15 protein-coding genes are annotated in these 18,908 nt (G+C 71.5%); 6 read left to right on the top strand and 9 right to left on the bottom strand.

Features of this window, described 5'->3' with window-relative positions; genetic code table 11:
• Positions 1–100: 100 nt before the first annotated feature.
• Positions 101–496, bottom strand: a complete 396-nt coding sequence (locus ABZ016_RS34720; RefSeq protein WP_030244370.1) for a cell division protein SepF — start codon at positions 494–496, stop codon at positions 101–103.
• A gap of 194 nt (positions 497–690) precedes the next feature.
• Between ABZ016_RS34720 and ABZ016_RS34715 the strand changes: the two genes are divergently transcribed.
• Positions 691–4,746 carry a bifunctional nitrate reductase/sulfite reductase flavoprotein subunit alpha gene (locus tag ABZ016_RS34715; protein WP_356920687.1) on the top strand — a complete coding sequence of 1,352 codons (4,056 nt, stop codon included), beginning with the start codon at positions 691–693 and terminating at the stop codon, positions 4,744–4,746.
• Between the two features lie 103 nt (positions 4,747–4,849).
• Here ABZ016_RS34715 and ABZ016_RS34710 read toward each other — a convergent pair whose 3' ends face one another.
• Positions 4,850–5,365 carry a YceI family protein gene (locus ABZ016_RS34710; protein ID WP_356920686.1) on the bottom strand — a complete coding sequence of 172 codons (516 nt, stop codon included), beginning with the start codon at positions 5,363–5,365 and terminating at the stop codon, positions 4,850–4,852.
• A gap of 125 nt (positions 5,366–5,490) precedes the next feature.
• Between ABZ016_RS34710 and ABZ016_RS34705 the strand changes: the two genes are divergently transcribed.
• The 4 genes from ABZ016_RS34705 (at position 5,491) to ABZ016_RS34690 (ending at position 9,161) form a co-directional block, all read left to right on the top strand.
• Positions 5,491–5,991 (top strand): MarR family transcriptional regulator, encoded by a 501-nt coding sequence (locus ABZ016_RS34705; protein ID WP_356920685.1) that lies wholly within the window; start codon positions 5,491–5,493, stop codon positions 5,989–5,991.
• Between the two features lie 188 nt (positions 5,992–6,179).
• Entirely contained in the window at positions 6,180–7,526 is a 1,347-nt protein-coding gene (locus ABZ016_RS34700; protein ID WP_356920684.1) for a hemolysin family protein, read from the top strand.
• The gene (locus ABZ016_RS34695; RefSeq protein WP_356920683.1) at positions 7,523–8,542 is read left to right on the top strand and encodes a hemolysin family protein; all 1,020 of its coding nucleotides are present in this window, start codon (positions 7,523–7,525) and stop codon (positions 8,540–8,542) included. Before ABZ016_RS34700 ends, ABZ016_RS34695 begins: the two co-directional genes overlap by 4 nt.
• 385 nt (positions 8,543–8,927) lie before the next feature.
• Complete coding sequence (locus ABZ016_RS34690; RefSeq protein ID WP_356920682.1) at positions 8,928–9,161, top strand: hypothetical protein; 234 nt, start codon at positions 8,928–8,930, stop codon at positions 9,159–9,161.
• 328 nt (positions 9,162–9,489) lie between these two features.
• Here the strand turns inward: ABZ016_RS34690 and ABZ016_RS34685 are convergent, their stop codons facing one another.
• From ABZ016_RS34685 to ABZ016_RS34670, 4 genes are all read right to left on the bottom strand, one after another.
• A complete protein-coding gene (locus tag ABZ016_RS34685) occupies positions 9,490–9,822 on the bottom strand; it encodes a DUF3140 domain-containing protein (RefSeq protein ID WP_356920681.1) in 333 nt (110 codons plus the stop codon).
• A 6-nt stretch (positions 9,823–9,828) separates the two neighbouring features.
• Complete coding sequence (locus tag ABZ016_RS34680; protein WP_356920680.1) at positions 9,829–10,059, bottom strand: DUF2945 domain-containing protein; 231 nt, start codon at positions 10,057–10,059, stop codon at positions 9,829–9,831.
• A gap of 55 nt (positions 10,060–10,114) precedes the next feature.
• Positions 10,115–11,206: an acyltransferase family protein gene (locus tag ABZ016_RS34675; RefSeq protein WP_356920679.1), complete on the bottom strand. Its 1,092-nt coding sequence runs from the start codon at positions 11,204–11,206 to the stop codon at positions 10,115–10,117.
• A gap of 221 nt (positions 11,207–11,427) precedes the next feature.
• Positions 11,428–12,489, bottom strand: coding sequence for an N-acetylmuramoyl-L-alanine amidase (locus ABZ016_RS34670; RefSeq protein ID WP_356920678.1), 1,062 nt, complete (start codon positions 12,487–12,489; stop codon positions 11,428–11,430).
• Between the two features lie 204 nt (positions 12,490–12,693).
• On the opposite strand from ABZ016_RS34670, the gene ABZ016_RS34665 reads away from it, so the two are divergent.
• On the top strand, positions 12,694–14,427 hold the full coding sequence (locus tag ABZ016_RS34665) for a hypothetical protein (protein ID WP_356920677.1): 1,734 nt from the start codon (positions 12,694–12,696) through the stop codon (positions 14,425–14,427).
• Between the two features lie 48 nt (positions 14,428–14,475).
• Here ABZ016_RS34665 and ABZ016_RS34660 read toward each other — a convergent pair whose 3' ends face one another.
• The 3 genes from ABZ016_RS34660 to kdpA are packed head-to-tail and all read right to left on the bottom strand — an operon-like array spanning position 14,476 to position 18,903.
• Positions 14,476–15,108 (bottom strand): potassium-transporting ATPase subunit C, encoded by a 633-nt coding sequence (locus tag ABZ016_RS34660; RefSeq protein ID WP_356920721.1) that lies wholly within the window; start codon positions 15,106–15,108, stop codon positions 14,476–14,478.
• Positions 15,109–15,133: 25 nt separating this feature from the next.
• Positions 15,134–17,242, bottom strand: coding sequence for a potassium-transporting ATPase subunit KdpB (kdpB, locus tag ABZ016_RS34655; protein WP_356920676.1), 2,109 nt, complete (start codon positions 17,240–17,242; stop codon positions 15,134–15,136).
• On the bottom strand, positions 17,239–18,903 hold the full coding sequence (kdpA, locus tag ABZ016_RS34650; RefSeq protein ID WP_356920675.1) for a potassium-transporting ATPase subunit KdpA: 1,665 nt from the start codon (positions 18,901–18,903) through the stop codon (positions 17,239–17,241). The genes kdpB and kdpA overlap by 4 nt, the downstream gene beginning before the upstream one ends.
• Positions 18,904–18,908: the final 5 nt, after the last annotated feature.

The raw sequence follows: 18,908 nt of genomic DNA, 5'->3' as shown, positions 1-18,908 counted from the left end.
ATCCGGACGGTAGGGCGTCGCCGGGCTCCGCCGGCGGGACGAACCGTTCCGTCTGCGGGGCCTTCCTACGATCGAGCGACCCGGCCTTTCGGGCGGGGACTCACACCCCCGGAATGCCGACCCCCTCCATCAGCCCGGTCACCTCGGTCCCCGCCGGGGTCAGCAGGAACACGTTGCGGTCCACCCGGTGCATTCCGCTCGCCAGGCCGAAGACCACGCCCGTGCTGAAGTCGAGAACGCGTTTGGCGACATCCGTCTCCGCGCCGGTCAGGTCGAGCAGCACGGGCACGCCCGCCATCAGCCGCTCGGCGACGTCACGCGCGTCGGCGAAGACGTTGACGCGCAGGACGACGAAGCGGCGGCGCGTCTCCGTCTCGGCCTCGGGTATGGACCGGTGGCCGACGGAGGACGGCCAGGCGTCCCGGCCCCGCAGCGGCACGACCTGGGCGAGCCCCTCCCACTGTTCGTCGGTGACATCGTGGCTGTTCACCGGCATGCTCCGTCCTGGCTCGCACTCGCTGTCTGCATCGGCCAATTGTTGCGCACGGTCACCCGTTCGGCCCAACAGCGACACGCTCAGCGACGCCAAAGCACCTCACAACGGCCGGAAGGCGGCTGTGTGACGGGCGTAACCCCTGATGATCAAGCCGTGTGACAGAGGCGTAACGGACGATTCGTACCGTCGGGGGCATGACCACGACCCCCGGGACCCGGCAGGAGACGCGGCAGGTGCGCACCGTCTGCTCGTACTGCGGTGTGGGCTGCGGCCTCGTCCTCGATGTCGCGACGGGGCCGGACGGGCGGCGCACGGTGCTGAAGGCGTCCGGCGACAAGGCCCATCCGGCCAACGCGGGCCGGCTGTGCACCAAGGGCGCGACCACGGCCGACATGCTCGCCGCACCGGGCCGGCTGACGACCGCGCTGGTCCGGGACGACCGGGGTGAGGAACCGGTGCCCTCGCCCGTCGCCGACGCCATCGCCGAGACCGCGCGGCGGCTGCGCGAGATCGTCGAGACGCACGGGCCGGACGCGGTCGCCTTCTACGTGTCCGGGCAGATGAGCCTGGAGGCCCAGTACCTGGCGAACAAGCTGGCCAAGGGGTTCGTCCGGACGAACCGGATCGAGTCGAACTCGCGGCTGTGCATGGCGAGCGCGGGCACCGGCTACAAACTGTCGCTGGGGGCGGACGGGCCACCCGGGTCGTACGAGGACTTCGAGCAGGCCGATGCCTTTCTCGTCATCGGGTCGAACATGGCCGACTGCCATCCGATCCTCTTCCTGCGGATGATGGAGCGGGTCAAGGCCGGGGCCAAACTGATCGTCGTCGACCCGCGCCGGACCGCCACCGCCGCCAAGGCCGACCTGTTCCTCCAGGTCAGGCCCGGGACCGACCTCGCGTTGCTGAACGGCCTGCTGCATCTGCTGCATGCCGGCGGGCACACCGACGACGCGTTCGTCACGGCCCACACCGAGGGCTGGGAGGCCCTGCCCGGGTTCCTCGCCGACTACACCCCGGCTGCGGTCGCGGAGATCACCGGGCTCGCCGAGGACGATCTGCGCGAGGCCGCCCGGCTGATCGGCGCGGCGGGCAAGCGGTGGATGAGCTGCTGGACCATGGGGCTCAACCAGTCCACGCACGGCACCTGGAACACCAACGCGCTGGTCAACCTGCATCTGGCGACGGGCGCGATCTGCCGTCCGGGGGCCGGGCCGTTCTCCCTCACCGGTCAGCCCAACGCCATGGGCGGACGCGAGATGGGCTACATGGGCCCCGGGCTGCCGGGCCAGCGGTCGGTGCTGGTGGCCGACGAGCGGTCCTTCACCGAGGAGGTGTGGGAGCTGCCGCCCGGGACGCTGCGCGCGGACGGGGCCGGGCAGGGCACCGTCGAGATGTTCCGGAAGATGGCAGAGGGCGAGATCAAGGGCTGCTGGATCATCTGCACCAACCCCGTCGCCTCCGTCGCCAACCGCCGCACGGTCATCGAGGGCCTGGAGGCCGCCGAGTTCGTCGTCACGCAGGACGTGTTCACGGACACCGAGACGAACGCGTACGCCGACGTCGTCCTGCCGGGCGCAATGTGGACCGAGGCGGAGGGCGTCTTCGTCAACAGCGAGCGCAACCTCACACTGGCCCAGCATGCCGCGGACCCGCCCGGAGAGGCGATGGCCGACTGGCGGATCATCGCGGAGGTGGCGTGCGCCATGGGGTACGAGAAGGGGTTCTCGTACGACAGCGCCGAGCAGGTCTTCGAGGAGATCCGGCGGTTCTGGAACCCGCGAACCGGGTGGGATCTGCGCGGGGTGTCCTACGGGCGGCTGCGCGAGACACCCGTGCAGTGGCCGGCCGCGCGGGAGGACGGACCGGCGCGCAACCCCGTCCGGTACGTCGGGGACGGTGAGCCGCGCTTTCCGACCGACAGCGGTCGTGCCGTCTTCTTCGCCCGGCCCCATCTGCCCGCCGCCGAGATGCCCGACGACGACTATCCGTTCGTCCTCAACACCGGGCGGGTGCAGCACCAGTGGCACACCCTCACCAAGACCGGCAAGGTCGCCAAGCTCAACAAGCTGAACTCCGGGCCCTTCGTGGAGCTCCACCCGCGGGACGCGGACGCGCTCGGCGTCGCCGAGGGCGATCCGGTCGAGGTCTCCTCGCGGCGTGGGCGGGCCGTGCTGCCGGCGGTCGTGACGGACCGGGTGCGGCCGGGGTGCTGCTTCGCGCCGTTCCACTGGAACGACCTGTTCGGCGAGTACCTGAGCGTCAACGCCGTGACGAGCGACGCGGTCGATCCGCTGTCGTTCCAGCCGGAGTTCAAGGTGTGCGCCGTGTCACTGGCGAAGGTGGCGACGCCCGGGGACGAGGAACCGGCGGCACTCGTCCCGGCGACCGTGACGCCGCGCGGAGCCGACCCCTTCGGGCTCGAACCCTCCCCGCCGCCGGTGCTCTCGGCGCAGGAACGGCGGTACCTCACGGGCTTCCTCGCCGGGCTCGGCTCGGGCGCCCCGGGTGTGCCGGTGCTGCCGCCCGACGCGCCCTTCTCCCCCGAGCACGCCCTGTGGGTCAACGGCGTCCTCGCGGGCATGTACTCGCGGACGGAAGCCGCCGCGCCGCCGCGGAAGGGAGACCAGGACGGTCGTGAGGTCGTCGTGCTGTGGGCCTCGCAGACGGGCAACGCCGAGGAGTTCGCCACCGCCACCGCCGAGCGGCTGACCGCGACCGGGCACCGCACGACACTCGTCGGCATGGACGAGGCCGACGTCGGCACGCTCGCCCGCACCGCCGACCTGCTCTTCATCACCAGCACCTTCGGGGACGGCGACGCGCCCGACAACGGCTCCGGCCTGTGGGACGAACTCGCCGCCGAGCAGGCCCCGCGGCTGGACGGCGTGCGGTACGCCGTGCTCGCCTTCGGCGACTCCTCGTACGACGACTTCTGCGGGCACGGGCGGCGGTTGGACGCGCGGCTCGACGAACTGGGCGGGGTGCGGCTGGCCCCGCGCACGGACTGCGAGCCGGACTACGACACCTCCGCCGGGGCGTGGCTCGACCAGGTGCTGTCGGCACTGGGCGGCACCACCACGGAGGAACCGAAGGCGACGCCCGCGCCCCGGCCCGCGTCCAGGTCCGCCTCCAAGCCGCCGGCCACGACCGTCCGGCTCGTCGGCAACCGGCTGCTCAGCCGGCCCGGCGCGGGCAAGGAGGTCCGGCGGTTCACCTTCGACACCAGCGGGACGGACCTGGCGTACGAGGCCGGGGACGCGCTCGGCGTGCGGCCGGTCAACTCCCCCGGCCTCGTGGCGGAGTGGCTGGCGGTGACCGGGCTGGACGCCGGGGCGGCCGTCGAGGTGGGCGGTGTCGGGGAGGTACCGTTCGCCGAGGCGCTGCGCCGGCATCTCGACATCACGAGGATCACGCCCGACCTGCTGCGCTTCGTCGCCGAACGCGCCCGGGACGACCACGAGTTGCGCAGGCTGCTGCGGCCCGACAACAAGGACGGTCTCGCGCAGTGGAGCTGGGGGCGGCAGGCCGTGGACGTCGTCGCCGAGTACGGGGTGCGGGCGAGCGCGCCGGAGTGGGCGGGGGTGCTGCGCAGGCTCCAGCCCCGGCTGTACTCCATATCGTCCAGCCCCCTGGTCGATCCGCGGCAGGTGTCGCTGACGGTGTCCGTGGTGCGGTACGAGAACCTGCGCGGGCAGGCCCGCGGCGGGGTGTGCTCGCCGTTCCTCGCCGACTCCGGGCCGGACACCGAGGTGCCGGTGTTCGTGCAGCGTGCGCCGCACTTCCGGCCCCCGGCCGACGCGTCGACGCCGATGGTCATGGTCGGCCCCGGGACCGGCGTCGCGCCGTTCGTCGGGTTCCTGGAGGAACGGCGGGCGCTGGGCCACCGGGCCCCCAACTGGCTGTTCTTCGGGGAGCAGCACCGGGCGACGGACTTCTACTACGAGGACGAGCTGACGGCGCTGCGCGACGAGGGCACCCTCACCCGCCTGGACACCGCCTTCTCCCGGGACCAGCGCAACAAGGTGTACGTGCAGGACCGGATGCGCGAGCACGGGCCGGAACTGTGGCACTGGCTGCGGGACGGCGCGCGCTTCTACGTGTGCGGCGACGCCTCCCGGATGGCGAAGGACGTGGACCGGGCGCTGCGGGACATCACGGTGACGCACGGCGGGCTGAGCGAGGCGGAGGCCGCCGCGTACGTGAAGCAACTCGCGGCGGACAAGCGGTACGTGCGGGACGTGTACTGACCGCGGGGCGGGTCCTTACTCCCCTCACACCGGCCTCTTCACCTCCGTCCAGGCCCCGCTCGCCTGCCCGGCAGGCGGTGCGCGGAAGGGGCTGACCGCGACGTCAGCCCGCGGCCCGGACGAAGCGGAGCGTGGTGGTGACGGTGGTCCGGCCGCGGATCATGCCCAGCTGGTTCCAGCCCATACCGAACTGCTCGCGGTCCACGCTGAACTCCGCCTCCAGGGTGAGCCCCGCCGCGTCCCCGTCCTTCAGGCGTGCGGTGAGGGACAGCGGCCTGCTGACGCCGCGCACGGTGAGCTGGCCGACGACGTGCACCTGGTCGCCGTCGCGGAGCTCGGCGCTGCGGGCCACGAAGGTGATCTCGGGGTGGTGGCCGGCGTCGAAGAAGTCGGCACCCTTCAGGTGGGTGTCGCGCTTGGCGTTGCCGGTGTCGAGAGTGGCGACGTCGACGGTCAGGGTGCCGACGGCGGACCCGTCGGGCCGGACCTCTCCGGTGCCGCTGAGGGCGCCGAAGCCGCCCTTGACGGTGACCAGGCCCCACATGGTCCTGTGCCGGATGCCGACGGTCGATGCGGTCGCGTCGAGCTGCCACAGTCCGGTTTCCACGGCGACGGTCATGATCTTCTCCCACACTCATGTCGTCCAAAATTGGATGACTGTTTCGATGAACCGCACGCTAGCCCCTCGTCCAAATTTGAACAACCCCTCTCCTTCAAATTTGGACGACAGGTACGCTGGACCGCATGGCCGAACCTCAGGAGCACCCCGCCGACCTGCCCGAATGCCCCACCGGGGGCGCCGGGCTGCTGCCGGCAGAGCTGCGCGCCTGGATGCTGCTGCTCGCCGCCACGGGAGCCGTGGAGCAGCGACTGCGCGCGGTCGTGAAGGAGAAGCTGGACGTCTCGCACGACGAGTTCCTGGTGCTGTGCCTGCTCGCCGAGCAGCCCGAGGGCGGCCTGCGCATGACCCGGGTCGCGGAACTCCTGGGCCGCCCCAAGACCCGCCTCACCTACCAGATCGCCTGCCTCCAGCACGCCGGCCTCGTCACCCGCCGGTCGGTGTGCGGCGACAGGCGCGGCATCGAGGTCGCCCTCACCGACAAGGCCCGCCGCCTCCTCACCGACACCTCCGGCGCACTCGCCGAGACGGTCACCGAGGGCCTGGCCCGCTTCATGGGGCCGGACCAGTGCGCGGCGATGCGCGGGCTGGTGCCGGACCTCGCCCAGGAGCCCCGAGGCACTTGAGCGGCTGTCTCTACACCGTCGTAGAATTCGGGCGGGAACACGGGCACGACGACGGTCGTTGTCCCGAGTGCACACCTCACACAAGGAGCGACTTCTTTGTCCGCCAGACCGACGGACCCTCCGGGGCACAGTCCCCGACCATCCCGCCACGACACGAGTGATCGCGGCACACGGCGGGGTGGTGGTCGGTGAGTGCCGCACAGGCTCTGCTGGGCCTGCTCGCCGTGTTCGTGCTGACCGCCGGCACCGGCTACTTCGTCGCCCAGGAGTTCGCGTACGTCTCCGCCGACCGGCTCGCCCTCGCCCGTGCGGCCGAGGCCGGGGACCGCGCGGCCGTCCGCGCCCTGAAGGTGCTGGAGCGGCTGTCGTTCATGCTGTCGGGCGCGCAACTCGGCATCACCGTCACCGGACTGGTCGTCGGCTTCATCGCCGAGCCGTCGGTGTCCGCGCTGCTCAGACCCGCCCTGTCCGGGCTGGGCCTGCCCGGCGCGGCCGTGAGCGGCATCGCCGTCGTGCTCGCCTTCGTGCTGGCCACGGTCGTGCAGATGGTGCTGGGTGAGCTGGCGCCGAAGAACCTCGCGATCGCCGTGCCGGAGCGGCTGGCGAAGGCGCTGGCCCCGTCCACGCTGGCGTATCTGAAGATCGTCGGCCCGGTGGTGCGGATCTTCGACAACGCGGCGAACAAGCTGCTGCGCAGGGTCGGCATCGAGCCGGTCGAGGAGCTGCACCACGGTGCGACGCTGGAGGAACTGGGCCATCTGATCGGCGAGTCCCACGAGCAGGGCGCGCTGCCCAAGGACACCGCCGCCCTGCTGGACCACGCGCTGGAGTTCTCCGAGCGCACCCTCCACGAGGTGATGGTGCCGCGCGCCGACGCCGTCTTCGTCCGCACGGACGCCGGCGCCGACGAGGCGGTCGGACTGATCGCCGCGCACGGCCACTCCAACTACCCCGTCCTCGGTGACCACCCGGACGACATCGTGGGCGTGCTGGGGGTGCGCGAGCTGATGGCGCTGCCCGCGGCCCGCCTCGCGGCCGCCACCGCCGGTGCCGTGGCGCGCCGTCCGCTGCTGCTGCCGGACACGCTGGCACTGCCGGACGCGGTGTCGCGGATGCGCGAGCAGGACGACGAGTTCGCGGTCGTCCTCGACGAGCACGGCGGCGTGGCCGGCATCGTCACGTACGAGGACATCGCCGAGGAACTGGTCGGCGACATCGCGGACGAGTCCGACCGGGTCACCCTGCTCGCCGTCGCGGACGGCGACGGCTGGCTGGTGGACGCCGGACGCCGGCTGGACGAGGTGGCCGAGGCGACCGGTGTCCGGCTGCCTGAGGACGACGACTACGACACCGTGGCCGGCCTGGTCGTGGACCGGCTCGGCCGCTTCCCGACGGTGGGCGACCGGGTCACGGTCGGGCTGCCCGAGGGCGGCCGGGCCGTGATCGAGGTCCGGACGCTCGACCGGCACGTGGCCGACCGGGTGCGGATCGGCCCGCCGGTGGGGGCCGTGGAAGAAGCCGAGGAGATGGCGTGAGTTTCCCGATGGCGGTCTTCGTGACCGTACTGCTGCTGATCGGCAGCGGCTTCTTCGTGGCGGCCGAGTTCGCGCTGGTCGCCGCCAAGCGGCACCGCATGGAGAAGGCGGCGGCCGAGGGGCGGCGCGGAGCCGGAGCGGCGCTGGCCGGCATGCGTGAGCTGTCGCTGATGCTGGCCGGTGCCCAGCTGGGCATCACCGTGTGCACGCTGGGCCTGGGGTCGGTGTCGAAGCCGGCGATCTCGCACGAGCTGGACCCGCTGCTGCACAAGCTGGGGCTGCCCAGTGCCGTGAGCTACGGCGTGGCGTTCGCCGTGGCGATGGTCGTGGTGGTGTTCCTGCACATGGTCGTCGGTGAGATGGCCCCCAAGTCGTGGGCGATCGCCCACCCGGAGCGCTCGGCGATGCTGTTGTCGCCGCCCTTCCGGGCCGTGGTGCGGGCCGTGCGTCCGCTGATCCGGCTGCTCAACGCGGTGAGCAACGCGCTGGTGCGGCTGTGCCGGGTGGCCCCGCGCGACGAGCTGGCCCCGGTGCACGACCGGGAGCAGCTGACCCACCTGGTGGAGGAGTCGGAGCGGCTCGGGCTGATCAGCGCGACCGACTCGCAGCTGCTGACCCGGTCGCTGACCGAGCCGGAGACGCCCGTCGCCGCGTTGTCCGTCCCGGCCGCGCGCATCACGTGGGTCGAGGGCGGCGCGGACGTCGACGCCCTGCTGCGGCTGGCCGCCGGTCATGACCGCACCCGGCTGCTCGTCCGGGAGGGCGGTACCGTCCTCGGCTCCGTCCACGCCCGTGACGCCCTGGTCGCCCGGGCGCGGGGCCGGGCCACGACCGCCCGTGAGCTGGCCCGCCCGGTGCCCGAGCTGAGGGAGGCCACCACGGTCGCCGACGCGATCGAGGTGCTGCGCCGCCGCCGGTCGTCCCTGGCCGTCGTCCGCGACGTCTCGGGCCGGCTCACCGGCCTGGTGACCCTGGACGATCTGCTGGCCCGGCTGATGCAGCCGGCGGCGGTCTGACGGGGGCGGGGGCCGAACCTCCAGCACATCTGCACATGGCGGGCGAGGATGCGGCGGGGCGGCACGCCGGGCGCCAAGTCCATGGCACGGCTTGGGGAATTGGCGCCGAAGTGCCCGCTTCGGAATTCGGGGCGCAATACCCCCGCCCATGGTTCGGCGACGGGCCGTGTGAAGAAGTGCGCCCATTCGGTGCACCCTCGGTCATGACGGTGAAGACGTCAGGCGAAAAGCGGGGTACCGCGCGGGCGGGCGGCTGGCCGTCGTGCGGCAGGGAGTGCTTTGATCCTGCGCACGGCGGAGCGCAGGTACGGAAACCCGGTTCTTCGATCCGGCCATCACCCACGCTCCTCGCCATTGCGACATTCACGCGAAGGGAAACACCCCCATGAACAACACCCCCCGGGTCGAGATCGCCGAGCTGTCCGACGCGGACCTGGAGCAGGTCTCCGGCGGCAACGCGGGTGCGTCCGCGGGTCTTGCGGGCGGCCTCGCGGGCGGCCTCTCCGCCGGCCTGGTCGGCCCGCTGACCGCCGAGCTCTGCGGGAACCTGCAGGCGGCGCTGTCGACGGAGGGCGCCGCGGCGGGCGCCAACGCGGGCGTTCACACGACGTCGCTCTGACGAACCCCGTACGAAGGGCCCCGGGATCGATTCCCGGGGCCCTTCGTGCTGCTCACGGTCGCAATGTTGGGGAATTCGCGAAGCACGTGACGGAAATATGGACACGACGGGGGTGGGTAACACCGCGGAACGTAATGACGCAGACTTACACGGGCCCCTCAGACCCGGCTGTAAAGCGATAGGACCATCCCAATGAAACCCGAATCGACCACGACCGAAGAACTTCCCATCTACGAGAGCCTCGTACGCGAACGCGGTGACGTCGTGGAGGAGGCCCGCGTGGTGTCCGAGGAGACGCAGCACCAGGCGACCCAGGCACTGAACGGTGTCACGTCAGTGGGTCATGCCCCCAGTTCATGAGTGAGTGGCGCCACCGGGTGTCCTGTACGTCGCCGGAGGGCCGCTGCGCCAGGTGCCGGCGGACGTAGCCGACGACCTTGCGCATGTGCTGGTAGTCGTCGTCCGTGAGGTCGCCCTTCCTGGCCCGCAGGATCGCCACGATCCGCCGGCCGGAGGCGTGCCCGGTGGACTCGCCCCCGTCCTGGCTTTGTCCGGCGTTCCGCGACCGGTCGGAGGCCAGCCACTCCTCCAGTTCGGCCGGTGACATGTTCACCAGCTCACGGAAGGCGTTCCAGGTCTCCTCGCGTTCCCCGCCGTCCACGCCGCCTCACTTCTTCTTCTTGAGCGCGGACGGCTTGTGCACGGCGGTCCTGCCGGACTTGTCGCTGCGCACCTCGTACTGCGGTTCCTCGGGCGAGGCGTCGACCGTGCGTCCCGACGCCCGGGTCCGCTCGGTGATCTCCTTCTCCACCTCGCCCTCGGCCTGGCTGCCGTGGCTGCTCCAGGTGACCTTGTCGCCCTTCTTCGGCCTCCCGCTCCCACTGCGGTGATTCGCCATGGCCGTGCTCCCTCGCGGAGAAGTGTGCTGTCTCTCCAGCGTGCGGGCCGGCCCGTCACCTCGCAGCTCGGCGGAAGGCCCACTCCATCCCGGGTTCCGTCACGCAGCGGAAGAGCCGCCGTACGGTCGGTGTGCACAGCGCCGTCATCACCGCGGCCGCGACGGCCGTGACCACGACCACGCCCACCGGCTCCCGCACCCAGGCCGGCTCGTACCAGCCCCAGTACTTCGCGGCCTGCGCGAGGAAGCCGTGCAGCAGATAGCCGGACAGCGTGCCCGCGCCGAGCACCGTGAACCAGGTTCTGCGCCCGGGTACCCAGGCGAGGAAACAGGCGACCAGGACGACCGAGCAGCCGAAGGCGGCCAGCGTCATCACCGGCCCGTACCAGGAGGGGGCGGCCAGGCCCTGGGCGCTGTCGGCGTGGAAGAACCAGGCGTAGTTCATCCGCGGGACCGCCCAGTACGCCGCCCCCAGGGCGCATCCGGCCACCGGCACGGCGAGGATCCGCGCCTCGCGGCGGCGCACCAGCCGGAAGTGCTCCGGTCGCAGCAGCAGACCGAACACGAAGTACGGCAGGAACTGCAGGGTGCGCTGGAGGTCGAGGTCGTTGCCGATGGACGGCGAGAGCGTCGCCAGCATCGCGACGACCAGGGCCAGCGGCAGCGGCCACCGCACGCGCTGCCAGATCGGCGTGGTCAGCCGCCAGACGAACAGCGCCGCCAGGAACCAGGTCAGGTACAGCGGGTCCAGCAGGCTGATCGGCCGGTCGGGGTCCTGGCTCGTCCAGCGGGTGAACAGGGTGTAGGCCGTCTCGAAGACCACGTACGGCAGGACGACGCCGGTGACCAGACGCCTGAGGCGGGCCGGGCTCCCGTCGAAGGTGCGTGAGAAGTAGCCGGAGATGATGATGAACGCCGGCATGTGGAAGGCGTAGACGAGCATGTAGAGGGCGGTGACCGCCCTGCTGTCCGGCCGCAGCGGCTCCCAGGCGTGCCCTACGGCCACCAGCACGATCGCCAGGTACTTGGCGTTGTCGAAGAACGCGTCCCGCCGCCTGGCCGGGCGGGCCGGCGCGGTCCGTTCCGTACTCCGGGACTCCCGAACCTCTTCGGCCGCCGGGCGGGCCGTGCTCACCGTGTCACTCACGAGCCCTCCCGAAGCGACTCGAAGCGGCCGTGCCTCGTCTTGCCGGGAGTAAAGGAGTGGCGTCTGCGCAGAACATCGACCGAACCCTAATCACAGGGCCGTGCCTTGGTTCAACTCGTAACGGGAGTGGCTCGCTTGGGTTCATGCCCTCCTGTACGTGTCCGGACGGCGATCGTCTCCCGGAGGGCACGGGCCGAGGGGTGCCGCGGACCGGCCTCGGCTCAGGTCTCCTTCCACACCAGTACGGTCAGGACCGCGCTCGCGACGGTGACCGGGGCGGCGGACTGGTTCAGCAGCCGGACGCGCATGCTGCGGCCCGACGCGAGCCGCTTCGTCAGGGGTACGACCGCGAAGCTGCCGCCGCCGGTCCCGACGACCTCGTGGATCGGGTGGTCCGCCCGGAGTTGGTCGCCCTCGTACTCCGACATGCGTGCCTGGACGACCGCGCCCGCCGGCAGACCGTCGATGTGCAGGCCGAGGCTCCCGCCGAACCGGGCCGGGCCGCGGGCGAAGACGCTCCCGCCACTGGCGTGGTCGCCGGTCTCGTCGGCCCACTCCGAGGTGAACTCGATCGAGTCCCAGGCACCGGGCGCGAGCTGGTACTGCCTGGCGACACCGAGGTTGACGTACTGGGGCATGGGGTCCTCTCCTTTCCACCGGCCGGCCGGCCGGGCCAGGGCGTCGGCGACGTCACGGCGGAAGTCGGCCATGTCGAATCCGCGGGGGTCGACCTTCCAGTCGCTCCACTCCAGGTGGCCGATCGTGCTCTTGGGGCCCCAGCCGTGCGCACGGCACACGGCGGCGGTGGCCTTGACCATGGCGACGTACTGGACCTCCGGCCACGGGTCCTTGCCGTCGCCCTTGTTCTCGCACTCCCAGCCGTAGAAACGGGCGTTGCCGTCGACCGAGCCGGCCGAACCGTCGTGTTCGTGCGTGGCGGGCGGGTACGTGCCGTACGACTCGCGGATGACGGCGTTCAGCACGTCGCCGTCGCCGCCGCCGGCGTGGTTGGCCCGGCCGTTGCCGGTCAGGTGGACCACACCGTCCTTGGTGATGCAGCCGGTGGCGAGCGGGCCGGGCAGGGCGCTGTGGCCGTGGTAGATCAGTTCGACGACGTCCGTGCCGGGGCCGGTGACCGTGTGATGGATGATCACCCCGTGCACGGGGCCCCACGGGCCCTTGTGGTTACGGTTGTTGGTGCGCCAGCCGCCGACCTCGTGTACGGCACAGCCCTCGGCCTTCAGCGCGGCGACGAGCCGGTCTGCGGTGAGCGGAGTGGCCATGAGTCAGTCCTCCGTTCCGGCGCGTGCGTGCCGGTCTGAAGACGGTGCGATCGCACCCGGGAGAGCCTGCTTTCAGCATTCTTCCGCCGCTCGACTCGTCCCTCACCTCACCGGCGCCACGTCCGTGAAAACGGCGGGATTACGACGCTGCCGCGCAGGGCTGGGCAGAGGCGCTGTCGGTGGTCCGGCGTAGGGTCCGCTGCCATGAGCATCCCCGCCGTCGAGGACTCCTGGGCCCGCGTCGACGCCTGGCTGGCCCGGCACGCTCCCCGCACCCGCGCCACCCTGCGCCCGCCCGCGTCCCAGGCCGGCATCGAGGGGGCCGAGCGCACGCTCGGTGTGTCGTTCCCTCCCGACCTGGTGGCCTCGCTGCGCTGCCATGACGGGGTGGAACCCGGTGACGGAGCACTGGAGTTGCCGTCCTACGGAGCGCTGTCCCAAGTCGCGGACATCGTGCGGGACACGACCTTCCTCCGAGGCCTCGCGGAGGGAACCGAAGACGGTGCGGACCGGCTGCCCCTCACCCGGGGCATCGCCCTGAGGGCCACGGACGGCCTGTTCCTCGCCTGCCGTCCCGGGCCCCACCACGGCCGGGTGGCCGGCTACTTCGACGGGTACATGCCCTCCGTCCCGCCCTGGCCCTCGCTGCGTCACTTTCTGGCCGACTTGGCAGAAGCCCTGAACGGCGGCTTCCCTTTCCTCGGGCACATCCCCTTGGCCGTGGACGGCAGGCTCGTGTGGGAGACGGAGAGGACGGTGCCCGCCGACCCGGTCTCCCCGCTCTCGCACGCCGCCACGCTCGCCGAGCCGGAGTCGGACCCGCCGGCCGTCCGGCGGCCGGTCTTCCCGGACGACGCGAGCACCCCGCCGCAACCGGCGCGGTCAGGGGCGCAGAGACTCCTGTTCGTCCGCACCGGCCGCCCCCGCCCCGCACCGCTCCCGGACCAGCCCGACGTGGTGTTCGCCGCCGGCCTGACGCCGGAGGAAATGCTGCGGAGGCTCGGCGCGGTCCCGGGCACCGTCCGGCCGCGCGACCGACGGCAGGCGCAGCGGGCGGTGGAGTCCGCGTGGGCCGCGCACCGGCCGCTGGTCCGCGCCGGTGAGAGCGGTGGCTGGGCGTTCGCCATCCTGGAGGGCGGTGCCGCGCAGTTCGCCCGGCCCGCGGTGCTGCGCGCCCTGTCGGCCGGTACGCGGGTGATGGTCCTGACCAGGCAGGGTCCGGAGGTCGCTCTCACTCTCGCCGAGGACGGCGTGCGCTGCCCGGAGGAGCAGATCCGGCGCGTCATGTCGCCGCGGAAGCCCAACACCGCGGGCGGGCCCTGGGCACGGCGTCTCGGCGTGGACCTCTGGCCCGGTTCGACCGCCGCCTACACCGGTTTCCTGGCCGAGCTGGAGCAGGAGTTCGGCATCGCCTACGACCCGGCCGGGGAGGGAGCGGCGGAGCTGGCCAGTGCCCTGCTGCTGCCCTTCCTGGACGACCTGCCGGAAGCGGAGCACGAACCGCCCGCGCAGGTGAGGGACTTCGACCTGGCCCGGTTCGTGCAGAGCACGCCGCCTCAGCGCCTGCGCGTCGCCGTCGCGGCCCAGCTGACCCGGCTGGCGTCGGAGACGGGCATCGACACCTACCCGGAGGTGTCCGACGCCCTGGACCGCATCCACCGCGGCCTGCCCGTCCGCTGCGACCAGGAGGACCCGCTGGGCGTACGGATGCGCACCCTGGCCGCGGAGGTCCACGCGACCCGGGAGCTGCTGCGGCACGAGGACAGCGGGCCGGTGTCCGACGAGGACCTCACCGCGTGGGTCGCACGGGACCACGCGGCCCGCGCGCTGCGCGAGTTCGTCCGGCTCCCCCTGCCGGCCGCCGCCGCGACGGTCCTCCAGCAGCGCGTCTCCCTCCACTGGCGGGAGGAGCTCGCCGCCGACGTCCGCGGGGCGTGACCCGGCAGCGGCCGGCGGGAGGCCGATCCGGTCAGGGCTGGGGGCGTCTCAGCTCTTGGCCAGAACGGCCCGCAGCGCGACGTTGAGCTCGAGGACGTTGACCCGGGGCTCGCCGATGAAGCCGAGGGTGCGGTGCTCGGTGTGGTCGTCGACGAGCTTCTGGACCCGGGCGACGGACAGGCCGTTCTTCTCGGCGACCCGGTGGACCTGGAGGTCCGCGTACTGCGGGGAGATGTCCGGGTCCAGGCCGGAGCCGGAGGAGGTGACCGCGTCGGCGGGCACCTGGGAGGGGCTGACCTTGTACCGGGCCGTGGAGTTCTCCCTGACGACTTCGGCCTTGGCCTGCTTCACCGACTTGATCAGCTGCGGGTTGTCGGCGGAGAGGTTGGTGGCACCGGAGAGGACGAGCTTGTACCGGGTGTTGACCGAGTTCGTCCCCAGCCCGTTCGCCGGGCGCGGCTGGAAGTAGCCCGGGCCGTAGTCCTGCTGGCCGATGAGGGACGAGCCGACGACCCTGCCGTCCGCCCTGACCTCCGAGCCGTTCGCCTTGTCATGGAAGAGAGCCTGTGCCACGCCCGTCACGGCGAGCGGGTAGAGCACACCGGTCAGCAGGGTCAGTACGAGCAGGGCGCGCAGGCCCGCCCCGAGCAGCCGGGCGGTGTTCACGACGGAGTTGTTCATGGCCATCAGCACGCTTTCGGAGAGGTCACAGCCCGGGGATGAAGGAGATGAGCAAGTCGATGATCTTGATGCCGATGAAGGGGGCGACCAGGCCGCCGAGGCCGTAGATCGTCAGGTTGCGCCGCAGCAGCTTGTCCGCGCTGACCGGCCGGTAGCGCACGCCCTTCAGGGAGAGCGGCACCAGCGCGATGATGATCAGCGCGTTGAAGACGACCGCCGACAGGATCGCGGAGTTCGGCGAGGACAGGCCCATGATGTTGAGCTTGTCCAGGCCCGGGTAGACCGCCGCGAACAACGCCGGGATGATCGCGAAGTACTTGGCGACGTCGTTGGCTATGGAGAACGTCGTCAACGCGCCCCGGGTGATGAGGAGTTGTTTGCCGATCTCGACGATCTCGATGAGCTTGGTCGGGTCGGAGTCGAGGTCGACCATGTTGCCGGCCTCCTTCGCGGCCGACGTGCCCGTGTTCATCGCCACGCCCACGTCCGCCTGCGCGAGGGCCGGGGCGTCGTTGGTGCCGTCGCCGGTCATCGCGACCAGCTTGCCGCCCGCCTGCTCGCGTTTGATGAGGGCCATCTTGTCCTCGGGGGTGGCCTCGGCGAGGAAGTCGTCGACGCCGGCCTCGTCGGCGATCGCCTTCGCGGTGAGCGGGTTGTCGCCCGTGATCATGACGGTCCTGATGCCCATGCGGCGCAGTTCCCCGAACCGCTCCCGCATGCCGTCCTTGACGACGTCCTTGAGGTGGATGACGCCCAGGACGCGGGCCCCGTCGGCGGCGTCTTCGACCGCCACCAGCAGCGGGGTGCCGCCCGCCTCGGAGATGCGGGCGGCGATCCCGTCCGCGTCCCCGGCGACCGTGCCGCCCTGCTCCTCGACCCACGCGGTGACAGATCCGGCGGCGCCCTTGCGGACCCGGCGTCCGCCGACGTCGACGCCCGACATCCGGGTCTGCGCGGTGAAGGCGATCCACTCGGCGCCGACGAGCGGCCGCTCGCGCAGGCCGTACCTCTCCTTGGCGAGGACGACGACGGAGCGGCCCTCCGGTGTCTCGTCGGCCAGCGACGACAGTTGGGCGGCGTCGGCCAGTTCGGCCTCGGCGGTGCCGGCCACCGGTACGAACTCGGCGGCCCGGCGGTTGCCGTAGGTGATGGTGCCGGTCTTGTCGAGCAGCAGCGTCGACACGTCTCCCGCCGCCTCGACCGCGCGCCCCGACATGGCCAGTACGTTCCGCTGGACCAGCCGGTCCATGCCCGCGATGCCGATGGCGGAGAGCAGGGCGCCGATGGTGGTCGGGATGAGGCAGACCAGCAGCGCCACGAGCACGACCATCGTCAGGCGGGTGCCCGCGTAGTCCGCGAACGGCGGCAGGGTGGCGCAGGCCAGCAGGAAGACGATCGTCAGCGAGGCGAGCAGGATGTTCAGCGCGACCTCGTTGGGTGTCTTCTGCCGGGCGGCGCCCTCGACCAGGTTGATCATCCGGTCGATGAAGGTCTCGCCCGGCTTCGTCGTGATGCGGATGACGATCCGGTCGGAGAGGACCTTGGTGCCGCCGGTGACGGCGGAGCGGTCGCCGCCGGACTCCCGGATGACCGGGGCGGACTCGCCGGTGATCGCCGACTCGTCGACCGACGCGACACCCTCGACGACATCGCCGTCGCCGGGAATGACGTCACCGGCCTCGCAGACGACCAGGTCGCCGATCCTCAGCTCGGTGCCGGGAACGACCGTGCCGTCCGCCTTGCGGGCCACGCTGTCCGTCTTCGCCCGGCGCAGGGTGTCGGCCTGGGCCTTGCCCCGGCCCTCGGCGACCGCCTCCGCGAGGTTGGCGAAGACGACGGTCAGCCACAGCCAGGCGCTGATCGTCCAGCCGAACCAGTCGCCCGGGTTCGCGCAGGAGAAGGCGGTGGTCAGCAGGGAGCCGATCCACACCACGAACATCACCGGCGACTTGACCATCACCCGCGGGTCGAGCTTGCGGAGGGCTTCGGGGAGCGACCTGAGCAGTTGCCCCGGGTCGAACAGGCCCGCTCCGACACGGCCTTCGGGAGCCTTCCGGCCCGTCGGCTCGTCCCGGTGGGGTGCGAGGGTGGGAGTGGACACGGCGTCCTCTCGGGGATCGGTACGGGTGGTCATGACGCCAGTCCCTCGGCCAGCGGGCCCAGCGCGAGGGCCGGGAAGTACGTCAGACCGGTGATGACGAGGATCGCGCCCACCAACAGCCCGGTGAACAGCGGCTTCTCCGTCCGGAGCGTGCCCGCGGTGACCGGCACCGGTCTCTGTCCGGCGAGCGATCCGGCCAGCGCCAGCACGAACACCATGGGCAGGAAGCGGCCGAGCAGCATCGCGAGCCCGAGCATGGTGTTGTACCAGTCGGTGTTGGCGTTCAGGCCGGCGAAGGCCGAGCCGTTGTTGTTCGCGGCGGAGGTGAAGGCGTACAGCACCTCGGAGAAGCCGTGCGCCCCGGGGTTCAGCATCGAGTGCGGCGGGGTCGGCAGCGCCATGGAGGCGGCGGTGAGGACGAGCACCAGCGCCGGGGTGATCAGGATGTAGCAGGCCGCCAGTTTGATCTCGCGGGTGCCGATCTTCTTGCCCAGGTACTCGGGCGTACGACCCACCATCAGGCCGGCGATGAACACCGCGATGACGGCCATGATCAGCATGCCGTAGAGCCCGGAGCCGGTGCCGCCGGGCGCGATCTCGCCCAGCATCATGCCCAGCATGGTGACGCCGCCGCCCAGGCCGGTGAAGGACGAGTGGAAGGAGTCGACCGCGCCGGTCGAGGTGAGCGTGGTCGACACCGCGAAGATCGACGAGGAGCCGACGCCGAAACGGACCTCCTTGCCTTCCATCGCGCCGCCCGCGGCCTGGAGCGCCGGGCCGTGGTGGGCGAACTCGGTCCACATCATCAGGGCGGTGAAGCCCAGCCAGATGGTGAACATCGTGGCGAGGATGGCGTAGCCCTGCTTCACCGAGCCGACCAGCACGCCGAAGGTGCGGGTCAGCGCGAACGGGATCACCAGGATCAGGAAGATCTCGAAGAGGTTGGTGAAGGGGGTCGGGTTCTCGAACGGGTGGGCGGAGTTGGCGTTGAAGTAGCCGCCGCCGTTGGTGCCGAGCTCCTTGATGGCCTCCTGCGAGGCGACGGCCCCGCCGTTCCACTGCTGCGAGCCACCCATGAACTGGCCCACCTCGTGGATGCCGGAGAAGTTCTGGATCGCGCCGCACGCCACCAGCACCACCGCGGCGACCACGGACAGCGGCACCAGGATGCGGATGGTGCCGCGCACCAGGTCGGACCAGAAGTTGCCCAGTTCACCGGTGCGCGAGCGTGCGAAGCCCCTTACCAACGCGATCGCGACGGCCATGCCGACGGCGGCGGAGACGAAGTTCTGCACCGCGAGACCGGCCGTCTGCACGACGTGCCCCATGGTCTGCTCGCCGTAGTACGACTGCCAGTTCGTGTTGGTCACGAACGACACGGCCGTGTTGAACGACTGCGCCGGGTTCACCGAGTCGAAGCCGAGCGAGCCGGGCAGCACGCCCTGGAGCCGCTGCAGCAGGTAGAGGAAGAGAACCCCGGCCGCCGAGAACGCGAGGACCCCCCTCAGATAGGCCGGCCAGCGCATCTCGGTGTCCGGGTCGGCACCGATGCCCCGGTAGATCCACCTCTCGACCCGCAGGTGCTTCGTCGAGGAGTAGACCCGGGCCATGTAGGCGCCGAGGGGGAGGTAGGCGAGCGCGAGGGCCGCCACGAGGGCGAGCAGTTGCAGCACGCCGGCCAGTACGGGACTCATCGCCG

Source organism: Streptomyces sp. NPDC006372 (assembly GCF_040612515.1).
GTDB lineage: Bacteria > Actinomycetota > Actinomycetes > Streptomycetales > Streptomycetaceae > Streptomyces.
This window is presented reverse-complemented; position numbering and strand designations above follow the sequence as displayed.